This is a genomic window from Stenotrophomonas sp. LC732 (genome assembly GCF_052446685.1).
GTDB lineage: Bacteria > Pseudomonadota > Gammaproteobacteria > Xanthomonadales > Xanthomonadaceae > Stenotrophomonas > Stenotrophomonas muris.
In genome coordinates this window covers 1,647,594-1,668,659 of record NZ_CP199214.1, presented here as the reverse complement: position 1 = coordinate 1,668,659, position 21,066 = coordinate 1,647,594, and the positions used below count along the sequence as shown (strand labels likewise).

The window sequence follows — 21,066 nt, the reverse complement described above, 5'->3', positions numbered from 1 at the left end:
GGAATTCCTGGGAAAGGCGTCCGGCGGGCAACAGCCACCCTGCCCCTCGCCGGGATGACGAAGGCAGGGAAGGCTGCCGCTGGCGCCGGCAGCTAAGCGGGGACGCGGATCAGGAGCCGGCGGATCAGTGGTTCAGGGCGGCGGTGGCATCGCGGCCCGGTGCCGGCGCAGCCTGCGGCTGCATCGCCACGGCCTTGGCCTGCACCGGCATGCCCGGCATGAAGACCTTCTGCACGCCGTCGATGATCACCTTGTCGCCGGCGGCAAGGCCGTGCTCGACAATGCGCAGGCCGTCGGCGGTGCGGCCGAGCTGGATGTCGCGGCGCTGGGCCTTGCCATCCTTGTCTACCACGTAGACGTACTTGCGGTCCTGGTCGGTCAGCACGGCCTTGTCATCGATCAGCATGGCCTGGAACTGGCCGCTGCCAAGCAGCTGCACGCGGGCGAACAGGCCCGGCGTGAACTGGCGGTCGGCGTTGTCCAGCAGCGCACGGACGCGGATGGTGCCGGTGCTGCGGGCCACCTGGTTGTCGAGGAAGTCGACCTTGCCCGCATGCGGGTAGCCCTCTTCGCCGGACAGGCCGACCTTCACCGGCAGCGCGCTGTCACGCTCGCTGGGGCGCTCGCCCTTGCGTGCCATCTGTGCATAGCGCAGGAAGGTGCTTTCGTCGGCATCGAAGTAGACGAACACGGTATCCAGCGAGACCAGCGTGGTCAGCACGCTGGCGCTGTCGCCGGCGGTGACCAGGTTGCCGGCGGTGACCATCGCGCGGCCGGCACGGCCATCGATCGGTGCACGCACCTTGGTGAACTCCAGGTTGAGGCGGGCTGCATCCAGCGCCGCCTGCGCGGCCTGCACGGCGGCGCCGGACTGGTCGGCAGCCGCGCGGCGCTGCTCGGCGGTCTCGGTGGAGATCGCCTGCTGCTCGGACAGCCGCTTGGCACGCTCGGACTCGCTGCGGGCCAGCGTGGCCTGGGTGCGGGCGCGGGCCAGCTCGGCGGCCGCGCGATCGTACTCGGCCTGGTAGCTGCGCGCGTCGATGGTGAAGAGCACTTCGCCCTTCTTCACTTCCTGGCCTTCGACGTAGTTGACCTTGTCGATGTAGCCGGACACGCGCGGGCGCAGTTCAACGCTCTGCACCGCTTCGACGCGGCCGCTGAACTCGTCCCACTGGCTGACCTGCTTGACCAGCACCGGCGCGGCGCTGACCTGCGGCGGCGGCGGAGCACCGGCCTCTTCGGCATGGCCGCCGCTGCAGGCCGCAAGCACGGCCGCGGCGAGGATCGACACGCCGACCATCGCGATGCGATGGCCGAAACGATGTGGGGTGGTATTGGGGGAAGTCATGGCATGCATCCGTACGGAGGGGTGGTACAGCTATATGAGAACGTGTTGCAAAAATCGGCGGCGCATACTGCGACCTCAACCATGGTCGAGGTCAAGCGATGCCCGCGGTATCGCGCCACAGTGGAGGGACATCCAGGTGCAGCAGGCCGCGCGGCAGTTCGGCATCGCTGCTGTCGCAGCGGACGATGGCGCGGTTGTCGCGGCAGCCGTCCAGCAGGGAGACCACACGACGACCGACCAGCAACGAACTTGGCCACTCGATGCACGCATTGGCCGCGTTGGCCGGGGTGCACACCGGACTGCAGACTTCCAGCATCTGCGCGCGCACACCCAGTGCCTGCGCTTCCTGGTGCACCACCTGCGCGTACATGCGCAGCGCGGCGGTGGTGATCGAGGTCTCGCCGTAGCCCGCCCAGGGCTTGGCGTTGGCGGGGCTGCCGATCATCACGTAGCGGCGTGCATGCACGTTGTCCTGCAGCAGTGGCAGCAGGTGACGCACCGCGTGCACGTGCGGCATCAGGTCGGCCTGCATCGCCCCCAACAGCTCATCGCCATTGCGGTCGGTCACCCGGCCGCGACGGTAGGGGCCACCCATTGCGGCGATGACCGCCGCCAGCGGACGCGGGCGCTGCGCGATGCGTTCGGCCAAGGCACGTGCCGAGCCGTCATCGCTGAGCGAGCCCAGCAGCGTCTCCAGGCCAGGCTCGTCGGCGAACTGCTCATGCAGCGCCGCCAGCCGACCCGGGTCGCGGCCAACCACCAGCACAGGGCTGCCGGCTTCCAGCAATGCGCCGACCACGCCCTGGCCGACGGCACCGGTGCCGCCGAGGACCAGGACTTCGGGCGTCAGTATCCCATTCACGGGACATTTCCTCCCAAATCCGGGACAGTCCCGATCCGGCGCAGCCGGTCACCCTTGTGCGGGGCCAGGCGGATGGCACCGCCACGCTGCTGACGCATGGGCGCGGTAAACTCACGAAAGTCCTTGTGTACCAAGGAACTCGGACGGGCTTCGACGGTCATCGCCAGGTCCAGGGTGTTCTGGCCGACATGCCGGAAGCGGGCAAGAATGTTGCGCAGGCTCATGGCGAGGGGGCTCCATTTCACGAATGGCGCCACGATAGACCTCAAACCTTTACTTGATTAGTCCTGATTAAGGGGAATAATCATCCCGCTCCCGGTCCAATCGTTCTGTCACGATTGTCCCATCCCCGACGTCCAGGATCCCCGACCATGTCCCACGATCTCAACGAGACGCTGATCTTCGTCAAGGTGGTCGAGCAAGGCAGTTTCATTGCCGCTGCCAAATCGCTCGGCCTGCCCAAGACCACGGTCAGCCGCAAAGTGCAGGAGCTGGAAACGCGCCTGGGCGCGCGGCTGCTGCACCGGACCACCCGCCGCCTCGGCCTGACCGAAGCCGGCTCGATCTACCACGAGCATTGCCAGCGCATCGCGCGCGAGCTGGAAGAAGCCGAAAGCGCGGTGAGCCAGTTGCAGTCCGGCCCGCGCGGCTGGCTGCGCTTCACCGTGCCCTATTCGATCGGCATCACCTGGATCGCCCCGCTGCTGGGCCAGTTCCATGCGCAGTATCCGGAAATCCGCCTGGACATGCACATGGGCAACGAAAAGCTGGACCTGATTGCCGGCGAAGCGGATCTGGCGCTGCGTGTGGGCGCCCTGCCCGATTCCAACCTGGTCGCGCGCAAGCTGGGCAGCCTGCGCACGCAGGTGTTCGCCAGCCCGGCCTACATCGAGCGCTATGGTGAGCCGCTGCATCCGGAAGAACTGCAGTTCCATCGCATCCTGGCGATGCGCAAGCCGTATCACACTGGCAATTCACCGCGCTTCACCTGGCAGCTGGGCGAGAACGGCGGCGAGCTGCGTGACTTCCCGGTCACCCCGCTGATGACCGCCAACGACATGTCTGCGCTTAATGGTGCACTGGTGTGTGGCGAAGGCCTGCTGCTGACCGGTGATGTGATGGCCAAGCCGTTCGTCGAGTCCGGCATGGTACGGCGCGTGCTGGCCGGCTGGACCGGCCCGGAAGTGGACTTCAACGCCGTGTTCGCCGGTGGCCGCCTGGTCTCGCCGAAGGTGCGGGCGTTCGTCGATTTCCTGGTGGAAAAGCTCAACTTCGACGCCAACTACATGCTGGCGCAGTGCCCGGGTGCGAAGCTGGCACAGCAGCAGAAGGCCCAGGAAGACGCGGCGTTGGAGAGCAGCGGCAAGCGCATCCTGGAGAAGGTCGCCGCCTCGGCGGTGTAACCGGCTTCTGTAGAGTCGAGCCATGCTCGACTGCGGTTGGAACAGCGCCGACCAAGGTCGGCATCTACCAGGAGATGAGTTGCGGCATTTCCTTCCGACTGCGCCGGGCGTCCGGTAGATGCCGACCTTGGTCGGCGCCGTTCGGAGAAGCCGCGAACGGGAATGCTGTCGGCGTGCCGAGCAAGCTCGGCACCCACAAAAATGCCGCCTGCAAGGGCGGTATTTTCGTTCCGGCTGCGTGGCTTTCGGTAGATGCCGACCTTGGTCGGCGCCGTTCGGAGAAGCCGCAACCGGAAGCGCTATCGGCGTGCCGAGCACGCTCGGCACCTACAGAAAATGCCGCCTGCAAGGGCGGCATTTTCGTTCCGGCTGCGTGGCTTTCGGTAGATGCCGACCTTGGTCGGCGCCGTTCGGAGAAGCCGCAACCGGAAGCGCTATCGGCGTGCCGAGCACGCTCGGCACCTACAGAAAATGCCGCCTGCAAGGGCGGCATTTTCGTTCCGGCCAGGCCGGAACAGCAACAACGCTACGCGTTATTGCTTGAGCGGAATCACGCGGATTTCAACGCGACGGTTCTTGGCACGGCCGGCATCGGTGCTGTTGTCGGCAATCGGATACGACTTGCCGGCCCCCAGCGTTTCGATGCGCACGCTCTGCACGCCTTGGCCGATCAGGTACTGCGCCACCGAATCGGCGCGCTCCTTCGACAGGCGGTTGTTGACCGCGTCGCTGCCGATGCTGTCGGTGTGGCCCACCACTTCGATCATGGTCTGGTTGTACTCGCGCAGCGTACCGGCCACACCGTTGAGCGAGCCGTAGAACTGCGGCTTCAGGGTGGCCTTGCCGAAGTCGAAGGTGATGCCGTCCGGCAGGTTCAGCATGATGTTGTCGCCCTGGCGCTGCACATCGATGCCGGTGTTGGCGGTGCGCTCGCGCAGCGCGCGTTCCTGGCGATCCTGGTACTGGCCGACGGCGGCGCCGCTGAGCGCACCGATACCGGCACCGATCAGTGCGTGCTGACGACGCTCGGTGGCGCTGTCACCGGTCAGAAGGCCGGCAGCCACACCGATGGCGGTACCGATCAGCGCGTTGCGGCCGGTACGGTTCTGCTGTTCGGTCGGGTTGCCGTACTGGTCGCTCTGCACATAGGAGCCGCCGGTGGCGCAGGCCGACAGGACGGCCGCACTCATCAGGGCCAGTGCGACGTTGCGGGTGGTGTTGCGGATCATGTGGTTCTCCTTGTTTTCCGGTCGGGTCGGCAGCTTACGGGCGCAGAGAGAATAAACAGCCCGATGCGATGTCGGGATGATGATCGGTCGCGGCAACAGGGCCGCGTTCAGCTAACTGACTGGAACGCTCAGCCCGCGCTTTACCCAGCCCCCGTCTGCCGGTAGGCGGCCAGCGCAGCATCGCGGCCGGCGGCCAGATCCACCAGCGGCGTACGCGGATAGCCCGGGGCATGCGCCGCCAGCAGCAGCGGATGCTGCCACGGCGCGAAGCGCGCCTTCACCGGCAGCGCCGCCAGTTCGGGCACCCAGCGGCTGATGTAGCGCGCCTGCGGGTCGAACTTCTCCGCCTGGGTGACCGGGTTGAACACCCGGAAGTACGGGGCCGCGTCGGCGCCGGTGCCTGCCACCCACTGCCAGCCCATCGTGTTGTTGGCCAGGTCGGCATCGACCAGGGTGTCCCAGAACCAGCGCGCGCCCTGCAGCCAGTGCGCACGCAGGTGCTTGCACAGGTAGCTGGCAACAATCATCCGTACCCGGTTGTGCATGTAACCGGTGTGCCACAGCTCGCGCAGGCCCGCATCGACGATCGGCACGCCGGTGTTGCCGCGCTGCCAGTCATGCAGTTGCGCTGCAGTGGGCGTGGCCCAAGGGAAGCGGTCGAAACGCGGATTGAGGTTGTCGGTCGGCGTCTTCGGGAAGTGATGCAACAGGTGGTAGGCGAAATCGCGCCAACCCAGTTGGCGCAGATAGCCGTCGATGTCGGCATCAGTGCCGGCACTGCGCAATCTCTCCAGCGCATGCGCGATGCGCCACGGTGCGATCTCACCGAAATGCAGATGCGGCGACAGCCGCGAGGTGCCGACCCGGTCCGGCAGGTCACGCTGCTCGCGGTAACCGCGCAACGCGCCGTCCTCGAACACGGACAACGCCTCCAGCGCGCCGGCCTCGCCCGGCTGCCAGTGCTCCCAGAAGCCGGAATCCCAGTCCAGCGTGGGCGCCAGCCGCAGCTCGTCCAATGCGAGGCCGTCGACCGAGTGCGCGGTCAGTGCCTTCGGCGCGGCACTCAGCGTCGGCAGGCGCCAATGACTGAGTACGTTGCGCCAGTACGGAGTGAACACCTTGTACGGCTGACCCTGCTGTGTCGCGATGTCCCAGGGCTCGAACAACAGGCTGCCATTGCAGCTCTGTGCGTCGATGCCCTGCTCGCGCAGCGTGCGTTTGATGGTGGCGTCGCGTGCCTGCGTAGCCGGCTCGTACTTGCGGTTCCAGTACACCGCCTCGGCGCCGGTCTGCTCGATCAGCAACTGCAGGGCCGGCAGGCTGTCACCACTACGCAGCACCAGCGACGAACCGCGCGTGCGCAGGTCGGCGTCCAAGGCACCCAGTGAACGGTGGCGCCACGCATCGGAGGCCGCGCCAGGCACCCACTCGCCTTCCTCGTGCGGCGCGTGGAGATAGACCGGCACCACGTCGTGACCCGCATCCAGCGCGGCCTGCAGGGCCGGATTGTCCTGCAGCCGCAGATCACGGCGGAACCATACCAACGCTACCGACACATGCACCGCCTTCGATGTGGAAGGCGGACATGATAGCCAGGGGCGGTGAAGGTGATGCGCGCGTCCGGCCACCCACCCACGGCGGGGTTCTAGCGCTTGAACCGCTGCATGGCCTCGCGGATCACTGACCGTGCCTCGGCGGCGTTGCCCCAGCCATTTAGCTGCACCGGGTTGCGCCCGGCCGGCAGGTCCTTGTAGACGCGGAAGAATGCTTCGATCCGCTGCCGTTCGGCCTCCGGCAGGTCCGCCAGGTCGCGGATACTGGCGTAGGTCGGGTCGACCTTGTCGGTCGGCACCCCGATGATCTTCTCGTCGTGCTCGCCGCCATCGATCATCTTCAGGTAACCAATCGGCCGGAAACGCACGATCACGCCCGGATGCAGCGGTTCGCGGGTCAACACCAGCGCATCCAGCGGATCGTTGTCGCCGGCCAGGGTGCGCGGCATCGAGCCGTAGTTGGCCGGATAGGCGACCGGCATCGACTGGAAGCGGTCCACGTGCACCAGCCCGTCTTCCTTGATCTCGTACTTGGTGAAGCTGCCGGCCGGGATCTCCACCGCCAGGTTCACTTCCTGCGGGGCCTGCGCCGGCTGGGCGACCAGGAAGGGATGCAGCACGGTATCGGCGGCGGTTACCGCACTGGCCAGCAACAGCAGGGACGCGCCGATGGCAGCCAATGGAATGATGCGGCGGGGTGTGGTCATCGGCGTCTCCTCATTCCCAGCAGCGGTCGGCGCGACCCTTGGCGGTCTGCGCACGCGGGCAGTCGCGTGGCGTGATGCGGCCTTCGGTCAACTCCGTGCGCTGCTTTCCACCCTTGGCATCACGACGCAATTCGAAGGCATCGTAAAAACGGCCGGTCACGGTGCGTGCTTCATAGCGCAGGTGCTGCGGGTCGATGTTCAGCACCTGGAACAGCTGGGTGTCCTCGGCCACCGGGTCCATCGTCCTGCGCGCTTCGTCGGAAAGGCGGTACTGCTTCGGTCCGGCCACGGTCACCACATACTGCGGCGTCGCGGCCTGCCCTTCGCCACGGCGGCCATAGGTGTGGTCATGGCCCTGCAGCACCAGATCTACGTTGTGGCGGCGTACCACCGGCAGCAGCACGTCACGCAACGCGGCGTTCTCGCGCCCTTCGCGCGGCGAGTAGAACGGCTGGTGCAGCAGCACGATGGTCCACGCCTGCCGATTGCCGGTCAGCACCTTGTCCAGCCACTGTGCCTGCGCCTTGGCGGTGCCGAGGTCGAGTGCCGATGTGCCATCGACCACGGCCACGCGCACGCCCTGCGCATCGAACCAGTAGCTGGTCTGCTGCGCGGCGGTGGCACCATTGCCCGGCAGCGCGAACGTCACCGGCCAGTGGCGGCCCAGCACGCGGCGCTCCTGCGGGGTGTCCTCGAATTCCTCGAAGTACTCGTGGTTGCCGATGGCCGGCGCCACCAGCGTTTCCTGCGCCAGCCAACTGGTCGCAGCGAACCACTCACCCCACTCGCTGTCATCCATGTTGTCGCCTCCGCTGACCAGGTCACCGGCAAACAGACTCATGCGCGCCTGCGGCGCAGCCTTCTGCGCGGCACGCACCACGCGGCTGACATGGCTGACGTTCTTGTTCTGGGTATCGCCGAAGTACAGCAGGGTCAGCGGCTGATCGGCGCTGGCCAGCGTGCGCAGCTGGTTCCAGGCGCTCCAGCTGCCATTGCCCTGCACACGGTAGACGTACTGGGTATCCGGCTGCAGGCCATCGATATCTGCCCGATGGTGGTGCGACAGACCGTTCTCGGTCTGCAGCGCGCGGGTCGTCGCACGCACCTGGCGGATGCCTTCAATGGCCGGCGAATCTGCGGCCAGCGCGATTTCCAGCAGCGGCGCCTGCACGCTGTCGTCGGTACGCCAGGCCACGGCGAACCCATGGCTGGAATCAACCGCCGGCGAGGCGACGATGCGGTCCGGCACCGTCGTCGCCGCGTAGTGGCGGCTACCTGCCGGCACCTGGGTATTCGGTTCGGCCGCCGCGAACGACAGCGACGGCAGCGCCAGCAGCAGGCCCAGCGCCAGCGCGCGCATTACGCACTGCCCGCTCATGCGCCACACTCCAGCGGCAACGCCAGCTGCTTGGCGATGCTCTCCCAGTCGAAGGCCACCACGCCCTGGTCGTCATGTACTGCATACAGCGCACCGTGTGGGAAGCGCGCGCTGGGCTGCTGCATCATCCAGATGCCATCGGTGTTGGCCACGGTATTGCCCTGGAACGCGCCGACCGGCTTCAGCGTGTGCCGGTCGAACAGGTGGAACACGCTGCGCTGCTTGCCCTGTTCGGTGGTGATCCACCAGCCGTCCTTGCCGCAGGTGCGCAGGGTCACGCCTTCGGCCTGGGCCTTGAACACGTCGCGGCCAAAGGTGGTGCCAGTGAAGCGGCCCGCCAGGGTGTAGACCTTGAACTCGCTGGCGTAGCGCTCGTCCTCTTCGGCAATCAGCAGCCGGTCGTTCTCGGGGTCGCCCCAGATCGACTCGACCACGCGCAGTGCACCGGCCTCGGTGGTATCGCCGATGCTGGCCACCAGCTTCGCCTCGACCTTCGCGCCGTCGCGGGTCACATGGTACTGGCGCACGCGCTTGTCCAGCTCGGCCAGCGGCGGCAGGATGTCACGCCCCTGCGCATCCTCGCCGTTGTCCCAGGAATCGGTGACGTAGACGCTGTAGCCATCGGCACGGCGGTCGACCCACAGACCGTACGGCCTGCGCAGGTCGTCCGAAGCGAAGGTCGCCAGCGGCGCGAAGTCCGGCAGGCTCAGCACCTGCACGCGGTGATTGTCGCGCTCGACGATCCACAGCAGGTCGTCGGTCACCGCGATGCCGTTTGGGCGGTCGAACTGCCCCGGTGCGGTGCCGCTGCTGCCGACGTCACGCAGGTGCTGGCCGGTGCTGCCGTCGTAGACCACCAGCTTGTCGGTGGCCTTGGCGGTGGCGATCAGCCACAGCGCGCCGTCCGGCGCGCGCCAGGCCGCCGGCGAGTCGATGTTGTCGGCCGGGGTCATCGGTGACAGGAATGCTTCGGCGATGGTGCTCACCACGCGCTCGCCATTGGCGGCCGGCGCGGCCGCTCCCGCAACCGGATCGTTGCCGGTGGCCGGCGTGCAGCCGGCGACCAGCGTAGCCGCCAGCGCGGCGGCCAGGACAGTGACGCCACGCCCCATCACAGCGCCACCTTCAGGCCCAGCGCATAGGTGCGGCCGTACTCTTCCATCTGCAGGGTGCGCGAGCGGGTGCCCTGGTACAGCTCCAGCGGCTTGTCCAGCAGGTTCTGCGCTTCGAAGTACATGCTCACGCGCGGGGTCAACTTGTAGTCCAGCGAGAAATCGAGCTGGGTGTTGGGTGCCACGTAGATGTCGAATGCACGCCCCTTGCCGATGCTGTCCAAATACTCGCTGCGGTACACGGCCGCCAGACGCGTGCTTACACCGTACTTTTCATAGCCGATGTGTGCGCTGTAGACACGCTTGGAAGCGCGCGGCAGGGTGAAGTCCTCGCCCTCACGTCCCTTGATGCCGGCATCGAACGTGGTGTCCAGCCAGGTGCCACTGGCACCGATCAGCAGGCCATCCAGGCCCTCCGGCAGGAAGGCCAGCTGCTGCTGCCAGTTGAATTCCGCGCCACGCACGGTGGCCTTGCGACCATTGATCGGCTGGGTCACGTCGAATCCGCCGTAGGCCGGATCATTGGTCCGCACGGTCTCCACGATGTAGCCATCGATCGACTTGTGGAACAGGCCCAGCGAAACGATGCCGCTGCTGCCGATGTACTTCTCCACCGACAGGTCGATGTTCTTCGACTCGTACGGATCCAGTTCCGGGTTGCCCAGGCGCACTTCCTCGTCACCGCGGCTGTAACCCACGCGCGGCGAGACGTCGCCGAAGGACGGGCGCGATACGGTCTTGTTGGCCGAGGCGCGCAGCACCCAGTCATCGGCCGCGTCATAGCGCAGATGCAGGCCCGGCAGCACGTTGGTGTAGCTGCTGTTGGCCACGCGCGGGGTGACGGTGAAGCTGCGGCCGTTGGCGGCCACGTCCACCTGGTTGCCGACCGCCTTGAAGCGGGTGTTCTCCACGCGCACGCCGCCGATGATGCGCAGCGCGCCCACATCCCAGGTACCCATGGCATAGCTGGCGAAGATGTCCTCGCTGGCCACGTAATCCTCTTCCAGCGACGTCATCGCATTGCCGCCGACATCCTGCGGGCGGGCGCTGTACTGGCCACCATTGGCGGCCCAGAACGCGCGCATCGCAGCCGAGTCCATGCCATCCCCCATGTTGCCGTGGCGATGCTCCGGCGAAGAGGTGGTCCAGCTCGACAGCACCACCTTGGGGCCGACGCGCAGTTCGCGCTCATCGACATTCACGTCGCGGTCGCGCCAGCGGCCGAGCAGGCCGAACTTGATGCTGCTGCTGTCGCCGTCGAAGCGCACGTTGACCTGCGCGCTGTGTTCCTTGTCGTTCACCTGCTTGGGCGAAAGCACGACGCGGTCGAACGCGTAGTTGCCGTTGTCCAGCCACTGCGGATTGTCGAAGCTGTAGCTGGGCAGGCGGCTGCTCTGGTCCAGGGTGCCATTGAAGGCCTTGCCGTTGAGCTTGAAGCGCGCCTCCATCTCGTCGTTCACGCGCTCTTCGGTACGGGTGTAGCCGATCCGGTAATCGACCACGGCGTTGGTCAGCTTGTTCTCGCCACCAAGACTGGCCGCAAAGGTGTTCTCCTTCTTGGTGCGGTAGCGCATGCGCTTGTCGATCGAGTCCTTCGGCATGCCATCGAGCCGGTACTGGTCGGTGCCGGTCTTGACCATCTTCGCGTCGTCGAAGTTGAAGATCACGCGCTGGCGGGTCTCCGCATCGTCGAACTGGCTGTACAGCGTGCGCAGGTAGTACGTGCTGTCTTCGTTGGGGCGCCAGTCGAGGTTGAGGTTGGCACCGATGCGCTTGCGCTCGATCTCGTACTTGCGGTGCTGCAGGTTGATCGCGGTCACGTCACCGGGGGCGGCATCGTCCTCGCCGTCGTACTCCACTTCGGTGTTGTCCGACTCGAACTTCCGCTTCTGGTAATTCACGCCCAGCGCCACGCCGAACGTGTCGTTGAACACTTCGCTGTAGTTGAAGGCGGCCTTGGGGCTGGTCTCGCCGGACAGCTGCTGGTGGCTGCCCTCGATCTTGCCGCGCAGGCTGCGGCCGTCGCGGTCGAAGGCCGACGCCGATTCCACCAGCACGGCGCCGCCGATGGCATCACCGGGCATGTCCGGGGTCGGCGACTTGACCACGCGCAGGCGCTCGGTGGAGTCCGATGGGATCACGTCCAGCGGCGCGGCGCGGCTGGAATCTTCCGGCGTACCGATGGCGATGCCATCCACGCTGACGCTGTTGAGATTGGCATCCAGGCCGCGAATGACCACGAAGCGGCCTTCGCCCTGGTCGCGGGTCACGCTGACGCCCGGCAGGCGCTGCAGTGATTCGGCCACGTTCTTGTCCGGATACTGGCCCAGGGCATCGGAGGACACCGCGTCCTCGATGGCGTCGCTGCTGCGCTTGAGGTCGACCGCGCGGATCTGCGATTCGAGCTGGGCGCGCACTTCGATACGGTCCAGGTCTACCGCGTCGGCCGCCACGGCGCCGGTAGCGGCTACCGCCTGTTGCCCGGCAGCCTGCAGCGGTGCCGCGGCCCCCATCGCCAGGGTCAGGGTGATGGCAACGGCCAACGGAGTCTTGATATGCACTGGGAATCCCCATTCCTGTTAAGAATGGGTCTGCACGGTATGTCCGCAAGGTTGCATGGCCGTGACATGCGCCTGCACATTTCATGTAGATCAGATCCAGGCCCGGTTTGGGGTTCGACACGCCAATCCGGCAAAATGGCCTCCTCTCTCCTTTTCCCCCTTCCCGACCATGAAGATCGTCGAAGTGCGCCACCCGCTGGTGCAGCACAAGATCGGCCTGATGCGCAACGCTGCGCTCAGCACCAAGGATTTCCGCGAACTGGCCAACGAGCTGGGTACGCTGCTGGCCTACGAGGCCACCGCCGACCTGGACACCGAGCCGCACACCCTGCCCGGCTGGGCCGGCCCGGTGACGGTGCAGCGTATTGCCGGCGCCAAGATCACCGTGGTGCCGATCCTGCGTGCCGGCCTGGGCATGCTCAGTGGCGTGCTGTCGCTGATCCCGGCGGCCCGTGTCAGCGTGGTCGGCCTGCAGCGCGACGAGGAAACCCTGCAGCCGGTGCCCTACTTCGAGCGCCTGACCGGCCGCCTGGAAGAGCGCGACGCGCTGATCCTGGACCCGATGCTGGCCACCGGCGGCACCCTGATCGCCACCATCGACATGCTCAAGCGTGCCGGTGCCCGCCGCATCAAGGGCATCTTCCTGGTGGCCGCGCCGGAAGGCATCGAAGCGGTCAAGGCCGTGCACCCGGACGTGGAGATCTACACCGCAGCCATCGATGCCCAGCTCAACGACAAGGGCTACATCCTGCCGGGCCTGGGCGACGCCGGCGACCGCATCTTCGGTACCCGCGTCGGTTGATCCGGTGAACCGGGGTCAGAGCCCTTTCACAGCGAAAGGGATCCGACCCCAACATCGCGGGGGTCGGACCCCTTTCGCAGAAAGGGCCCTGACCCCACCACCCCGCATTCCGGCCTACAGCCCGGCGGCGAAGGCTTCCAGCTGGTCGATGGCGGTGGTCCAGCCGTCGAAGAAGCCCAGCTGCTCATGCTGGTCACGCAGGGCCTTGTCCGGGTGCATCACCCGCGCGGTGTAGCGGCAGCCCTGCCCCTCGTCCTCCATCGTGATCACGGCGGTAAAGCCCAGCCAGGGTGACTGCGGTCGCCAGCCCGCACCCAGCATCGAGGTGAACACCAGGCGCTGCTGCGGCACGATCTCCAGGAAACTGCCCGGATTGTCACTGCTGCCGCCATCGGGGCCCTGCATGAAGGTGTGGAAGGCCCCGCCGGGGCGCAGGTCGAATGCGCGTACCTCGGTGGTCCACGGCTTCGGGCACCACCACTGGCGCAGCAGTTCCGGGTCGGTCCACGCCCGCCACAAGGCGGCGCGCGGTGCGTTCAGCACACGGCTGATCACCAGATCGGTGTCGGGGTTGTTACCTGCGTCTACGGCCATGGGCCTGCTCCTGTCGGTGAAGGGTTTCGACGAAATCGACCATGCGGTCGGAACGCGCTTCCCAAGCCGCACGCTGTTCTGCGAGCCATTGTTCGGCCTGGCCCAGCCGCGCCGGCACCAGTTCGCAGGTGCGTGTGCGCCCCTGCTTGTGGCTGCGCACCACGCCGCTGCGCTCCAGCACGGCCAGGTGTTTCATCAGCGAGGGCAAGGCCATCTCGAAGGGTTCGGCCAGCATCGACACCGTGCGCGGTCCCTGCCCCAGCGCCGCTACGATCGCGCAACGGGTCGGGTCGGCCAGTGCCTGGAAGACGTCTTCAATGGCAGGATAATACTTACCCATATAGCTAAGTAATACGCCGGTCTGAACGTTGCCGCAAGCAGGCGCGGCACTGGCGTGATTCTTCACGTGGCCTTGCCGGCCTGAAGCGAATGCTCCGCGCACCCGCCACCCTTGGAGCTCCCGATGAAAGCCTCTTTCCTGCTGGCCGCCGTCCTGCTGGTCGGCCTGCCCCTGGCTGCCAACGCCACAACCCCGCAGCAGCAGCGCATGGCCGAATGCTCGGCCAAGAACAAGGGCTTGAAGGGTGATGCCTACAAGACCGCGCAGAGCTCCTGCCTCAGCGGCCACGCCGCCGAGACCAAGGCGGTCAATCCGCAGCAGGAACGGATGCGCAAGTGCAACGCTGACGCGGGCGCGAAGAAGCTGGCCGGTGATGCGCGCAAGACCTTCATGAGCAGCTGCCTGAAGTCGTCATAATCGTCGCGTCCGGATCGAACGCCATCCACGCATGGCGTGGATCTACCACCGTCAGTGAAAGGCCGGGCATTGCCCGGCCTTTTCATTACCCCAGGGCGCGCGCCTTCAGCTCGCCCTGTTCGTGCAGGGTCACGAAACGTCCCTTGTCATCACGGCCCAGCTGCGCCAGCGCCACCTGCGGGTCGTGGGTGAAGAACAGCCGCACGTTGCGCGCCAGCTTGTCTTCAAGGAACTGCCGCTTCTCGTCGATCAGCAGCTCGGCGTTGCGGTCGTAGCCCATGGTGATCGGCACGTGTACCCATGAGCGCCCCGGGATCAGGTCGGCACAGAACACCACGCCACCATGCGCACTTTCGCCGGCATGCGCGTGACCGACGATCTCGGCCAGCATCAGTCCCGGCGTATGCCCGTCGCTGTAGCTGAAGCGCACGCTGCGGCCAAGTGCCTTCGAGTACTCCCCGTCCACCACTTCCAGCCGGCCACTGGCCTGCAGCAGGCCCGGCAGTTCCGGAATGAAGCTGGCACGGTCGCGCGGATGCGGCTGCACGGCGCGCTGCCAATGCTGCGCACCGACCACATAAGTCGCATTGGGGAACAGCAGTTCCGGCTCTCGCCCTTCGCTCCATGCCGCCAGCAGGCCACCGGCATGATCGAAGTGCAGGTGGCTGAGCACCACCACGTCGATATCCTCGTGCTCGAAGCCGGCTTCGCGCAACGAATCGATCAGTACGTGCTGGCTTTCCTGCACGCCGTAGCGCTCGCGCATGCGCGGATCGAAGAACGCCCCGATACCCGTTTCAAACAGCACGGTCTTGCCTTCCAGCGGACTGGCAAGCAGTGCGCGGCAGGCCAGCTCGATGCGATTGAGCTCGTCCGGCGCCGCCCATTTTTCCCACAACGCACGCGGTGCGTTGCCGAACATCGCGCCGCCATCGAGGCGCTGCGAGTTTCCACGAATAGACCAGAGTTTCATGCGTCGATTATCGGCGCCGGCCCGTTAAATAATCGCTAGAAAGGAAACAGAAAACCCCGCCGGCAAAGGCGGGGTTTCGGTAATCTGCCGGATTGCCGGCCAGCAGCCGGCGCTACCGGATCAGCGTGCCGGCACGACCTGGGCGCTGCCCACCGGGTTGCGGGGGTCGCTGCCGCCGAACAGCTTGTTCGCCTTGCGGTCCCATTCCACGGTCTGCAGGTTGCCCCACACGTGACTGGAACCGCGGCCGCCTGCGGCGACGTCACCCGGCAGGTCGATCTTGTGGCCCATCGCCTGCAACTGCTTCACCGTCGCCGCGTCGAACGCATCGTCCTCGGCTTCGATCAGGTCCGGCAGCCACTGGTGGTGGTAGCGCGGCAGCGCGGCAACCTGCTGTGCATCCAGGCCGTCGTCGTAGCCGAGGATGCCCAGCAGCACCATGGTGATGATGCGGCTGCCACCCGGGGTGCCCAGCACCACGACCTTGTCGGCGTTCTCCATGAAGGTCGGCGTCATCGAGCTGAGCATGCGCTTGCCGGCCTTCGGCGCATTGGCCTCATAGCCCATCACGCCGAACGCATTGGGCGTGCCCGGCTTCAGCGCGAAGTCGTCCATCTCGTTGTTCAGTAGCACGCCGGTGCCCTTGGGAATCAGCCCCGAGCCATACAGCAGGTTGACGGTCTGGGTGGCGCCGACGCGGTTGCCGTCGCGGTCGATGATCGAGAAGTGCGTGGTCTCGTCATCTTCCAGCGGCGTCGGATTGCCCGACAGCAGGTCGCTGGGCGTGGCCTTCTCCGGATGGATGGTCGCCCGCAGGCCCTGCGCATAATCCTTGCTGGTCAGCACTTTCTGCGGGATCTGCACGAAGTCCGGATCGCCGAGGAAGAAGGTGCGGTCGCGGTAGGCGCGGCGCATCGACTCCACCACCAGGTGGGTGCGGTGGGCCGGGTCCATCTTCCTGATGTCCCAGCCTTCCAGGATCTGCAGCATGCTCGCCAGCGCGATGCCACCGGACGACGGCGGCGGCGCGGTGGTGATCTTCCAGCCGTTGTAGTTGAACACGATCGGCTCGCGCTGCTTGACGCGGTAACCGGCCAGTTCTTCAGCGGTCCACTTGCCGCCAGCCTGCTTCACGCCCGCCAGCAACAGCTTTCCGGTCTGGCCCTTGTAGAAGCCATCAAAGCCCCCCGCGGCCAGGCGCTCCAGCGTCTGCGCCAGTTCCGGCTGCTTGAACAGGTCGCCGCTGGCGATCGGCTTGCCATTGCGCAGGTAGACCTCGCGCGTGCCGGGATAGCGCTCCATCACTTCACGCCGCGACGCGTAGCCCTTGGCCATGCGGTCGTACACCGGGAAACCTTCGCGCGCGATGCGGATCGCCGGCTGCAGCGAGGCCGACAACGGCAGCTTGCCGTGCTTGGCCGACAGCTCGACCAGCGCTGCGGGCAGGCCGGGAATACCCGCCGACCAGGCACCGTTGACCGAACGATCACGGTCCAGGTTGCCCTGCTTGTCGAGGAAGGCCTGCGGGGTCGCCGCGGCCGGGGCGGTCTCGCGCGCATCCAGCATCACATCCTTGCCGGTGGCCGCGTCGTGCAGCAGGAAGAAGCCGCCGCCGCCCAACCCGGAACTGATCGGCTCGACCACCGCCAGCGTGGACGACACCGCCACTGCAGCGTCGAAGGCGTTGCCGCCCTGCGCCAGGATGTCGATGCCGGCCTGGGTGGCCAGTGCGTGGCCGCTGGCAATGGCCGCGCCATCAGGGCGATCGGCACGGGCCGGGCTGTCGGCCCAGGCCATGGGGCTCAGCAGCAGGCCGAGCAGCAACAGGGGGCGGACGATCAGCGTCTTCATTCGGATGGGGGCTCCGCGTAGAGTTCGGGGTGATCGTGCTGCAGCTGGCGCAGCTTGGCCAGCAGCTGGTCTTCCGTTTCCACGATCTCCGGGTCCGGGTCGATGCACTCGACCGGGCAGACGACCACGCACTGTGGCTCGTCGAAATGACCCACGCATTCGGTGCAGCGCGCAGGGTCGATCACGTAGATGGTTTCACCCATCGCAATGGCCTGGTTGGGGCAGGCCGGCTCGCATACGTCGCAGTTGACGCAGAGCTCGTTGATTTTCAGCGACACGGCGATACTCCTCGCCCGCGCCCTGGGACAAAGGACCGGCCAGCGCGGGCGCGCGGGCCGGTCAGGTCATCAGCGGCGCCCTTGCAGGATGCCGCCCGGGCCATGCCGGAGCATGGCCGCCATGGCTCGGTATTACTTGGCTTCGACGAAAATGTACTCGGCACCGGTCGGCTGGATCGCAGCCTGCACGCGGGCGTTGTCGGCCGACTGGCCGATGAAGACGACGCGCACGCCCTTCATCGAATCCGGCGACACGTCCTTGAACACGGCCTGGATCATGTCAGCCATCTTGCCCGAGGCCGACGAACCGAAGGCCAGCATGTTGCCCGGCTGCACGCCACGGGCCACGGCCTGGGTCGCGCTCTCGGTCTGGCGCTCGTACTTGGCCTGGAAGTCCGGGTCCGATTCCGGCGAGAGGTAGTACAGGAACGGGCTGTTGGTGATGTTGCCCATGTTCTGGATCGCCACTTCCTGCAGGTACTTCTTCCAGCCTGCATCGTCGTCCTTGGCCGGGGCGACCAGGGCCTGCTTGGCCTCGTCGACCGGAGCGGCCTCTTCCTTCTTGCAGGCGGTGAAGGCCAGGGCCAACGAAGCGATCAGCATCGCGCGCATGGTGGTGTTCATGGGTTTCCTCCCGGAATGGTGCGTGGTGGTGTACGTAATGGGGTGCGGGTACAGCGGGGCTTACGACTGTGCCGACTTCGCTTCGCGGACCTTGCGCAGGGCTTCGAGCACCGCGGCCGGCACGAAACCGGACACGTCGCCGCCCAGGCGCGCGATCTCGCGGACCAGCGAGGACGAAATGAAGCTGTGCTGCTCGGCCGGGGTCAGGAACAGGGTCTCGACCTCGGGGATCAGGTGGCGGTTCATGCTGGCCATCTGGAATTCGTACTCGAAGTCGGACACCGCGCGCAGGCCGCGCAGCAGCACCCCGCCCTGCACCGAACGTACGAAATGGGCCAGCAGGGTATCGAAGCCGATGACCTCGACGTTGCCGTGGTGGGCCAGCGCGCCACGCGCCAGCTGCACGCGCTGCTCCAGCGGCAGCGCCGGGCCCTTGGACGGGCTCTGCGCCACGCCGACCACGACCTTTTCGAACAGCGGCGCGGCCCGGCTCACAAGGTCGATATGACCGTTGGTGATGGGGTCGAACGTGCCGGGGTAGACGGCAATGCGGCGATTGGCCACGGTCATGGGCGGATGCAGATGTTCAGATGAGGTCAAAGTGTAGCAGTGGCACGGCGGTACAGGGCAAAGCGCACCTCGCGGGTGCCACCCTCGCGGTGAAGCAGCCAGTCCGGCGGCAGCACCGGCACGTGGCCGGCCGGCGATTCCAGGTACAGCCAGGCGTCGGCGGCCAGGTGCCGCGGCAGCTGGGCCAGCACGTCCTGCCACAGGCCATCGGCAAACGGCGGGTCGATGAAGACCAGGTCGGCCTGCTGCGCCTGCGCCCCTTGCAGCCAGCGCAGGGCATCGGCCTGCACGACGGTGATCTGGTCGCTGGCCTGCAGCCTGGCGACGGCGGCGGTCAGGTTGCGTCCCAGCTGCGCATCGCGCTCGACCAGGGTGGCGTGGGCAGCGCCACGCGAGACCGCCTCCAGGCCCAGCGCGCCACTGCCAGCGAACAGGTCCAGCACGCGGGCCCCGCCGAGCTTGGGCATCAGCCAGTTGAACAGGGTTTCGCGCACGCGGTCGCTGCTGGGGCGAAGGCCCGGCAGGGTCGGCACCGGCAGCCGGGTATTGCGCCAGCGCCCGCCGATGATGCGGACCTGGCCGTCATTGCCACCGCGGCCGCTCATCGGCGCCCCCGGCGGGAGGAATTCGAGAAATTCAGCATGAGCGGGATTGTAGTTCGGCCGGGCGGCGCCCGGCACCCGCAGAAGCCGAAGCAACAGCAACAGCGGGCATCCCCGTGGGATGGCGGGGTGGGCCCGGTTGAGGGGGACGCTGCAAGTACGTCCATGTAAGCTCGGTCGCCGCATCCATGCGGCTCACTGATCTGGCCCCCTGAAAACGGACGCCATGAAGCCGTTTCAGGCGGCAGTCCGGAGCTGCCGGGCGTAGTTGTTAGGCGAGTGGTAGCCCAGCGCCGAGTGTAGCCGGGCTGGATTGTAGAAGCCGTGGATGTAAGCAGCGATGGACTGGCTGGCTTGTTCTCTACTGGCGTAAGGCTCGGCAGCCTCTTCTGTCTTGAGCGTCGCAAAGAAGCTCTCGGCCACCGCGTTGTCCCAGCAATTGCCAGGCCGGCTCATGCTTTGGACCACGCCATGGGACTGCAGCAGCTGGCGAAACTCGTTTCCCCAGTACTGCCCACCACGATCTGAATGGAAGATCAGGCCGGGTCGTTGTGGATGCAGAGCCCAAGCATTGGCAAATGCTTTCACCACCAGCTCTTCAGTCAGACGCGTGGAAACGCTGTAGCCCAGCACCTGCCGGGTCTGGACGCTGATGACCACGGCCAGATGCAGCCATCCCTGGCGGGTAGGGACATACGTGATATCCCCGACCCACGCCGTCGGTCCGGTTCCGGGGGCAAATTGCCGATCCAGCAGGTTGGGGGCGAGCTGAGATGAGCCGCCAGAGGACTTGGGTCGGAATCGGCCTTTGGCCTTGCCCTGGATTCGCTCCTCGGCCATTAACCGTGCCACGCGCTTGTGGCCGACTGGATGATTCCTGGCTCGTAAGGCCCTGACCAGCCGACGTCGCCCATAACTGCGCCTGCTGGTCACATGAATGGCCCGAAGCTCGGTACGGAGGGCCAAATCGACATCGCACGTTTGGGCACACTGCCGGTGCAGGTAGTCATGGAATCCAGAGACAGAAACCCCAAGAACCCGACACAACAACCTGGTCGGGTACTGAGTCCTTTGACTGGCGACGAAGGCGTACCTCACTTGGACTCTCTGGCAAAGAACGCCGCCGCTTTTTTTAGGATTTCCCGCTCCATCTTCAGATTGGCGTTCTCGGCCCGAAGGCGGCTGATCTCGCTTTCCAGGTCGGTGGCTGGCCTGCGAGCCTCAGAGGTCAACGACCGGCCAGCACGGACCGCGTCAAGCCAATTTGCCAGCGTCTTGACCGACATCTCCAACTGACGGGCCGCTGCGGCCGGCCCGAGCGACTCGGCCAGCTCCACGGCTTGGTGCTTGAACTCATCGGTATAGCTACGACGGGTGATACGGGACATAAGGGACCTCCAAGTGCGATCAAAGTATCGCTTCTTGGCGTCCGCTGACGGGGGGCCAGATCACACGCCCCCTCAACCGGACCCACCCCGCCTTCGACAGTTTCCTGCGATCTGTCGGAACGGCTCTTGGGGTCAGATCCGTTTTCCTGCAGAAAACGGATCTGACCCCATTGGATGCACCCCGCCTTCGACAGTTCCCTGCGATCTGTCGGAACAGCTCTTGGGGTCAGATCCGTTTTCCTGCGGAAAACGGATCTGACCCCAGATTTATTTCGATATCTGACAGATGTGTCGACCAAGGTCGACACCTACCAACAGCCGAGTGAACCTGTCAGAGGCGGGGCGGTGTGGGGTGGCAGGACCGTTGGCGCCATGGATGGCGCCATCGAGCCCCCATGGGTGAGGGCGCTTTGCTTGCGAAGCACTGCTTCGCAAGCGCCCGAACGCACAGCCGCCAGCGGCTGGGCCGGCCCC

General features: G+C 66.3%; 22 protein-coding genes. 3 read left to right on the top strand and 19 right to left on the bottom strand.

The window, feature by feature from the left end; all coding sequences use genetic code 11:
* Window positions 1-124: 124 nt before the first annotated feature.
* The 3 genes from ACT6SE_RS08150 to ACT6SE_RS08140 form a co-directional block, all read right to left on the bottom strand.
* On the bottom strand, window positions 125-1,348 hold the full coding sequence (locus ACT6SE_RS08150; protein WP_014646787.1) for an efflux RND transporter periplasmic adaptor subunit: 1,224 nt from the start codon (window positions 1,346-1,348) through the stop codon (window positions 125-127).
* 91 nt (window positions 1,349-1,439) lie between these two features.
* Entirely contained in the window at window positions 1,440-2,210 is a 771-nt protein-coding gene (locus ACT6SE_RS08145; RefSeq protein ID WP_014646786.1) for an SDR family NAD(P)-dependent oxidoreductase, read from the bottom strand.
* Window positions 2,207-2,434, bottom strand: a complete 228-nt coding sequence (locus tag ACT6SE_RS08140; protein WP_444811131.1) for a hypothetical protein — start codon at window positions 2,432-2,434, stop codon at window positions 2,207-2,209. Before ACT6SE_RS08140 ends, ACT6SE_RS08145 begins: the two co-directional genes overlap by 4 nt.
* A 147-nt stretch (window positions 2,435-2,581) precedes the next feature.
* Here ACT6SE_RS08140 and ACT6SE_RS08135 point away from each other — a divergent pair, with 147 nt between their 5' ends.
* Window positions 2,582-3,613, top strand: coding sequence for a LysR family transcriptional regulator (locus ACT6SE_RS08135; RefSeq protein WP_032959145.1), 1,032 nt, complete (start codon window positions 2,582-2,584; stop codon window positions 3,611-3,613).
* Between the two features lie 533 nt (window positions 3,614-4,146).
* Here ACT6SE_RS08135 and ACT6SE_RS08130 read toward each other — a convergent pair.
* From ACT6SE_RS08130 to ACT6SE_RS08105, 6 genes are all read right to left on the bottom strand, one after another.
* Window positions 4,147-4,842 (bottom strand): OmpA family protein, encoded by a 696-nt coding sequence (locus ACT6SE_RS08130; RefSeq protein ID WP_014646784.1) that lies wholly within the window; start codon window positions 4,840-4,842, stop codon window positions 4,147-4,149.
* 140 nt (window positions 4,843-4,982) lie between these two features.
* A complete protein-coding gene (locus tag ACT6SE_RS08125) occupies window positions 4,983-6,398 on the bottom strand; it encodes a cryptochrome/photolyase family protein (RefSeq protein ID WP_046430020.1) in 1,416 nt (471 codons plus the stop codon).
* Window positions 6,399-6,487: 89 nt separating this feature from the next.
* Window positions 6,488-7,102, bottom strand: a complete 615-nt coding sequence (locus tag ACT6SE_RS08120; RefSeq protein ID WP_014646782.1) for an inorganic diphosphatase — start codon at window positions 7,100-7,102, stop codon at window positions 6,488-6,490.
* A 10-nt stretch (window positions 7,103-7,112) separates the two neighbouring features.
* Window positions 7,113-8,480, bottom strand: coding sequence for a purple acid phosphatase family protein (locus ACT6SE_RS08115; protein ID WP_046430019.1), 1,368 nt, complete (start codon window positions 8,478-8,480; stop codon window positions 7,113-7,115).
* On the bottom strand, window positions 8,477-9,592 hold the full coding sequence (locus ACT6SE_RS08110; RefSeq protein ID WP_046430017.1) for a phytase: 1,116 nt from the start codon (window positions 9,590-9,592) through the stop codon (window positions 8,477-8,479). The genes ACT6SE_RS08115 and ACT6SE_RS08110 overlap by 4 nt, the downstream gene beginning before the upstream one ends.
* Window positions 9,592-12,105, bottom strand: a complete 2,514-nt coding sequence (locus tag ACT6SE_RS08105; protein ID WP_153643700.1) for a TonB-dependent receptor — start codon at window positions 12,103-12,105, stop codon at window positions 9,592-9,594. The genes ACT6SE_RS08110 and ACT6SE_RS08105 overlap by 1 nt, the downstream gene beginning before the upstream one ends.
* Window positions 12,106-12,322: 217 nt before the next feature.
* Here ACT6SE_RS08105 and upp point away from each other — a divergent pair, with 217 nt between their 5' ends.
* Window positions 12,323-12,955 carry a uracil phosphoribosyltransferase gene (gene upp / locus ACT6SE_RS08100; RefSeq protein ID WP_005409099.1) on the top strand — a complete coding sequence of 211 codons (633 nt, stop codon included), beginning with the start codon at window positions 12,323-12,325 and terminating at the stop codon, window positions 12,953-12,955.
* Window positions 12,956-13,069: 114 nt separating this feature from the next.
* Here upp and ACT6SE_RS08095 read toward each other — a convergent pair whose 3' ends face one another.
* Both ACT6SE_RS08095 and ACT6SE_RS08090 read right to left on the bottom strand, forming a co-directional pair.
* Entirely contained in the window at window positions 13,070-13,549 is a 480-nt protein-coding gene (locus ACT6SE_RS08095; RefSeq protein WP_046430012.1) for an SRPBCC family protein, read from the bottom strand.
* A complete protein-coding gene (locus ACT6SE_RS08090; protein WP_229653747.1) occupies window positions 13,530-13,955 on the bottom strand; it encodes an ArsR/SmtB family transcription factor in 426 nt (141 codons plus the stop codon). Before ACT6SE_RS08090 ends, ACT6SE_RS08095 begins: the two co-directional genes overlap by 20 nt.
* A gap of 57 nt (window positions 13,956-14,012) precedes the next feature.
* Here ACT6SE_RS08090 and ACT6SE_RS08085 point away from each other — a divergent pair, with 57 nt between their 5' ends.
* Window positions 14,013-14,306, top strand: coding sequence for a PsiF family protein (locus tag ACT6SE_RS08085; protein ID WP_046430010.1), 294 nt, complete (start codon window positions 14,013-14,015; stop codon window positions 14,304-14,306).
* Between the two features lie 85 nt (window positions 14,307-14,391).
* Here the strand turns inward: ACT6SE_RS08085 and ACT6SE_RS08080 are convergent, their stop codons facing one another.
* The 8 genes from ACT6SE_RS08080 to ACT6SE_RS08045 all read right to left on the bottom strand — a co-directional run bounded on the left by ACT6SE_RS08080 (window position 14,392) and on the right by ACT6SE_RS08045 (window position 20,592).
* Window positions 14,392-15,279: an MBL fold metallo-hydrolase gene (locus ACT6SE_RS08080; protein ID WP_019338337.1), complete on the bottom strand. Its 888-nt coding sequence runs from the start codon at window positions 15,277-15,279 to the stop codon at window positions 14,392-14,394.
* Window positions 15,280-15,399: 120 nt separating this feature from the next.
* Window positions 15,400-17,130 (bottom strand): gamma-glutamyltransferase, encoded by a 1,731-nt coding sequence (gene ggt, locus ACT6SE_RS08075; RefSeq protein ID WP_014646774.1) that lies wholly within the window; start codon window positions 17,128-17,130, stop codon window positions 15,400-15,402.
* Window positions 17,127-17,408 carry a YfhL family 4Fe-4S dicluster ferredoxin gene (locus tag ACT6SE_RS08070; RefSeq protein WP_004153175.1) on the bottom strand — a complete coding sequence of 94 codons (282 nt, stop codon included), beginning with the start codon at window positions 17,406-17,408 and terminating at the stop codon, window positions 17,127-17,129. Before ACT6SE_RS08070 ends, ggt begins: the two co-directional genes overlap by 4 nt.
* Window positions 17,409-17,540: 132 nt before the next feature.
* Window positions 17,541-18,032, bottom strand: coding sequence for a hypothetical protein (locus ACT6SE_RS08065; RefSeq protein WP_005409092.1), 492 nt, complete (start codon window positions 18,030-18,032; stop codon window positions 17,541-17,543).
* Between the two features lie 60 nt (window positions 18,033-18,092).
* Window positions 18,093-18,602, bottom strand: coding sequence for a pantetheine-phosphate adenylyltransferase (gene coaD, locus ACT6SE_RS08060; RefSeq protein WP_014036814.1), 510 nt, complete (start codon window positions 18,600-18,602; stop codon window positions 18,093-18,095).
* A 26-nt stretch (window positions 18,603-18,628) separates the two neighbouring features.
* Window positions 18,629-19,207 carry a 16S rRNA (guanine(966)-N(2))-methyltransferase RsmD gene (gene rsmD / locus ACT6SE_RS08055; RefSeq protein WP_014646773.1) on the bottom strand — a complete coding sequence of 193 codons (579 nt, stop codon included), beginning with the start codon at window positions 19,205-19,207 and terminating at the stop codon, window positions 18,629-18,631.
* Between the two features lie 234 nt (window positions 19,208-19,441).
* Entirely contained in the window at window positions 19,442-20,302 is an 861-nt protein-coding gene (locus ACT6SE_RS08050; protein WP_046429951.1) for an IS3 family transposase, read from the bottom strand.
* Window positions 20,299-20,592 carry a transposase gene (locus tag ACT6SE_RS08045; protein ID WP_006388655.1) on the bottom strand — a complete coding sequence of 98 codons (294 nt, stop codon included), beginning with the start codon at window positions 20,590-20,592 and terminating at the stop codon, window positions 20,299-20,301. The genes ACT6SE_RS08050 and ACT6SE_RS08045 overlap by 4 nt, the downstream gene beginning before the upstream one ends.
* Between the last annotated feature and the right edge of the window lie 474 nt (window positions 20,593-21,066).

Excerpts from the sequence above, each read along its gene's own strand:
- ACT6SE_RS08095 (WP_046430012.1), bottom strand. The coding sequence starts at position 13,549 with ATGGCCGTAGACGCAGGTAACAACCCCGACACCGATCTGGTGATCAGC.
- ACT6SE_RS08120 (WP_014646782.1), bottom strand. The coding sequence starts at position 7,102 with ATGACCACACCCCGCCGCATCATTCCATTGGCTGCCATCGGCGCGTCC.
- ACT6SE_RS08140 (WP_444811131.1), bottom strand. The coding sequence starts at position 2,434 with ATGAGCCTGCGCAACATTCTTGCCCGCTTCCGGCATGTCGGCCAGAAC.
- ACT6SE_RS08085 (WP_046430010.1), top strand. The coding sequence starts at position 14,013 with ATGAAAGCCTCTTTCCTGCTGGCCGCCGTCCTGCTGGTCGGCCTGCCC.
- ggt (WP_014646774.1), bottom strand. The coding sequence starts at position 17,130 with ATGAAGACGCTGATCGTCCGCCCCCTGTTGCTGCTCGGCCTGCTGCTG.
- ACT6SE_RS08115 (WP_046430019.1), bottom strand. The coding sequence starts at position 8,480 with ATGAGCGGGCAGTGCGTAATGCGCGCGCTGGCGCTGGGCCTGCTGCTG.
- ACT6SE_RS08130 (WP_014646784.1), bottom strand. The coding sequence starts at position 4,842 with ATGATCCGCAACACCACCCGCAACGTCGCACTGGCCCTGATGAGTGCG.
- ACT6SE_RS08065 (WP_005409092.1), bottom strand. The coding sequence starts at position 18,032 with ATGAACACCACCATGCGCGCGATGCTGATCGCTTCGTTGGCCCTGGCC.
- ACT6SE_RS08045 (WP_006388655.1), bottom strand. The coding sequence starts at position 20,592 with ATGTCCCGTATCACCCGTCGTAGCTATACCGATGAGTTCAAGCACCAA.
- ACT6SE_RS08135 (WP_032959145.1), top strand. The coding sequence starts at position 2,582 with ATGTCCCACGATCTCAACGAGACGCTGATCTTCGTCAAGGTGGTCGAG.
- ACT6SE_RS08150 (WP_014646787.1), bottom strand. The coding sequence starts at position 1,348 with ATGACTTCCCCCAATACCACCCCACATCGTTTCGGCCATCGCATCGCG.
- ACT6SE_RS08080 (WP_019338337.1), bottom strand. The coding sequence starts at position 15,279 with ATGAAACTCTGGTCTATTCGTGGAAACTCGCAGCGCCTCGATGGCGGC.
- coaD (WP_014036814.1), bottom strand. The coding sequence starts at position 18,602 with ATGACCGTGGCCAATCGCCGCATTGCCGTCTACCCCGGCACGTTCGAC.
- ACT6SE_RS08105 (WP_153643700.1), bottom strand. The coding sequence starts at position 12,105 with ATGGGGGCCGCGGCACCGCTGCAGGCTGCCGGGCAACAGGCGGTAGCC.
- ACT6SE_RS08110 (WP_046430017.1), bottom strand. The coding sequence starts at position 9,592 with ATGGGGCGTGGCGTCACTGTCCTGGCCGCCGCGCTGGCGGCTACGCTG.
- rsmD (WP_014646773.1), bottom strand. The coding sequence starts at position 19,207 with ATGAGCGGCCGCGGTGGCAATGACGGCCAGGTCCGCATCATCGGCGGG.
- upp (WP_005409099.1), top strand. The coding sequence starts at position 12,323 with ATGAAGATCGTCGAAGTGCGCCACCCGCTGGTGCAGCACAAGATCGGC.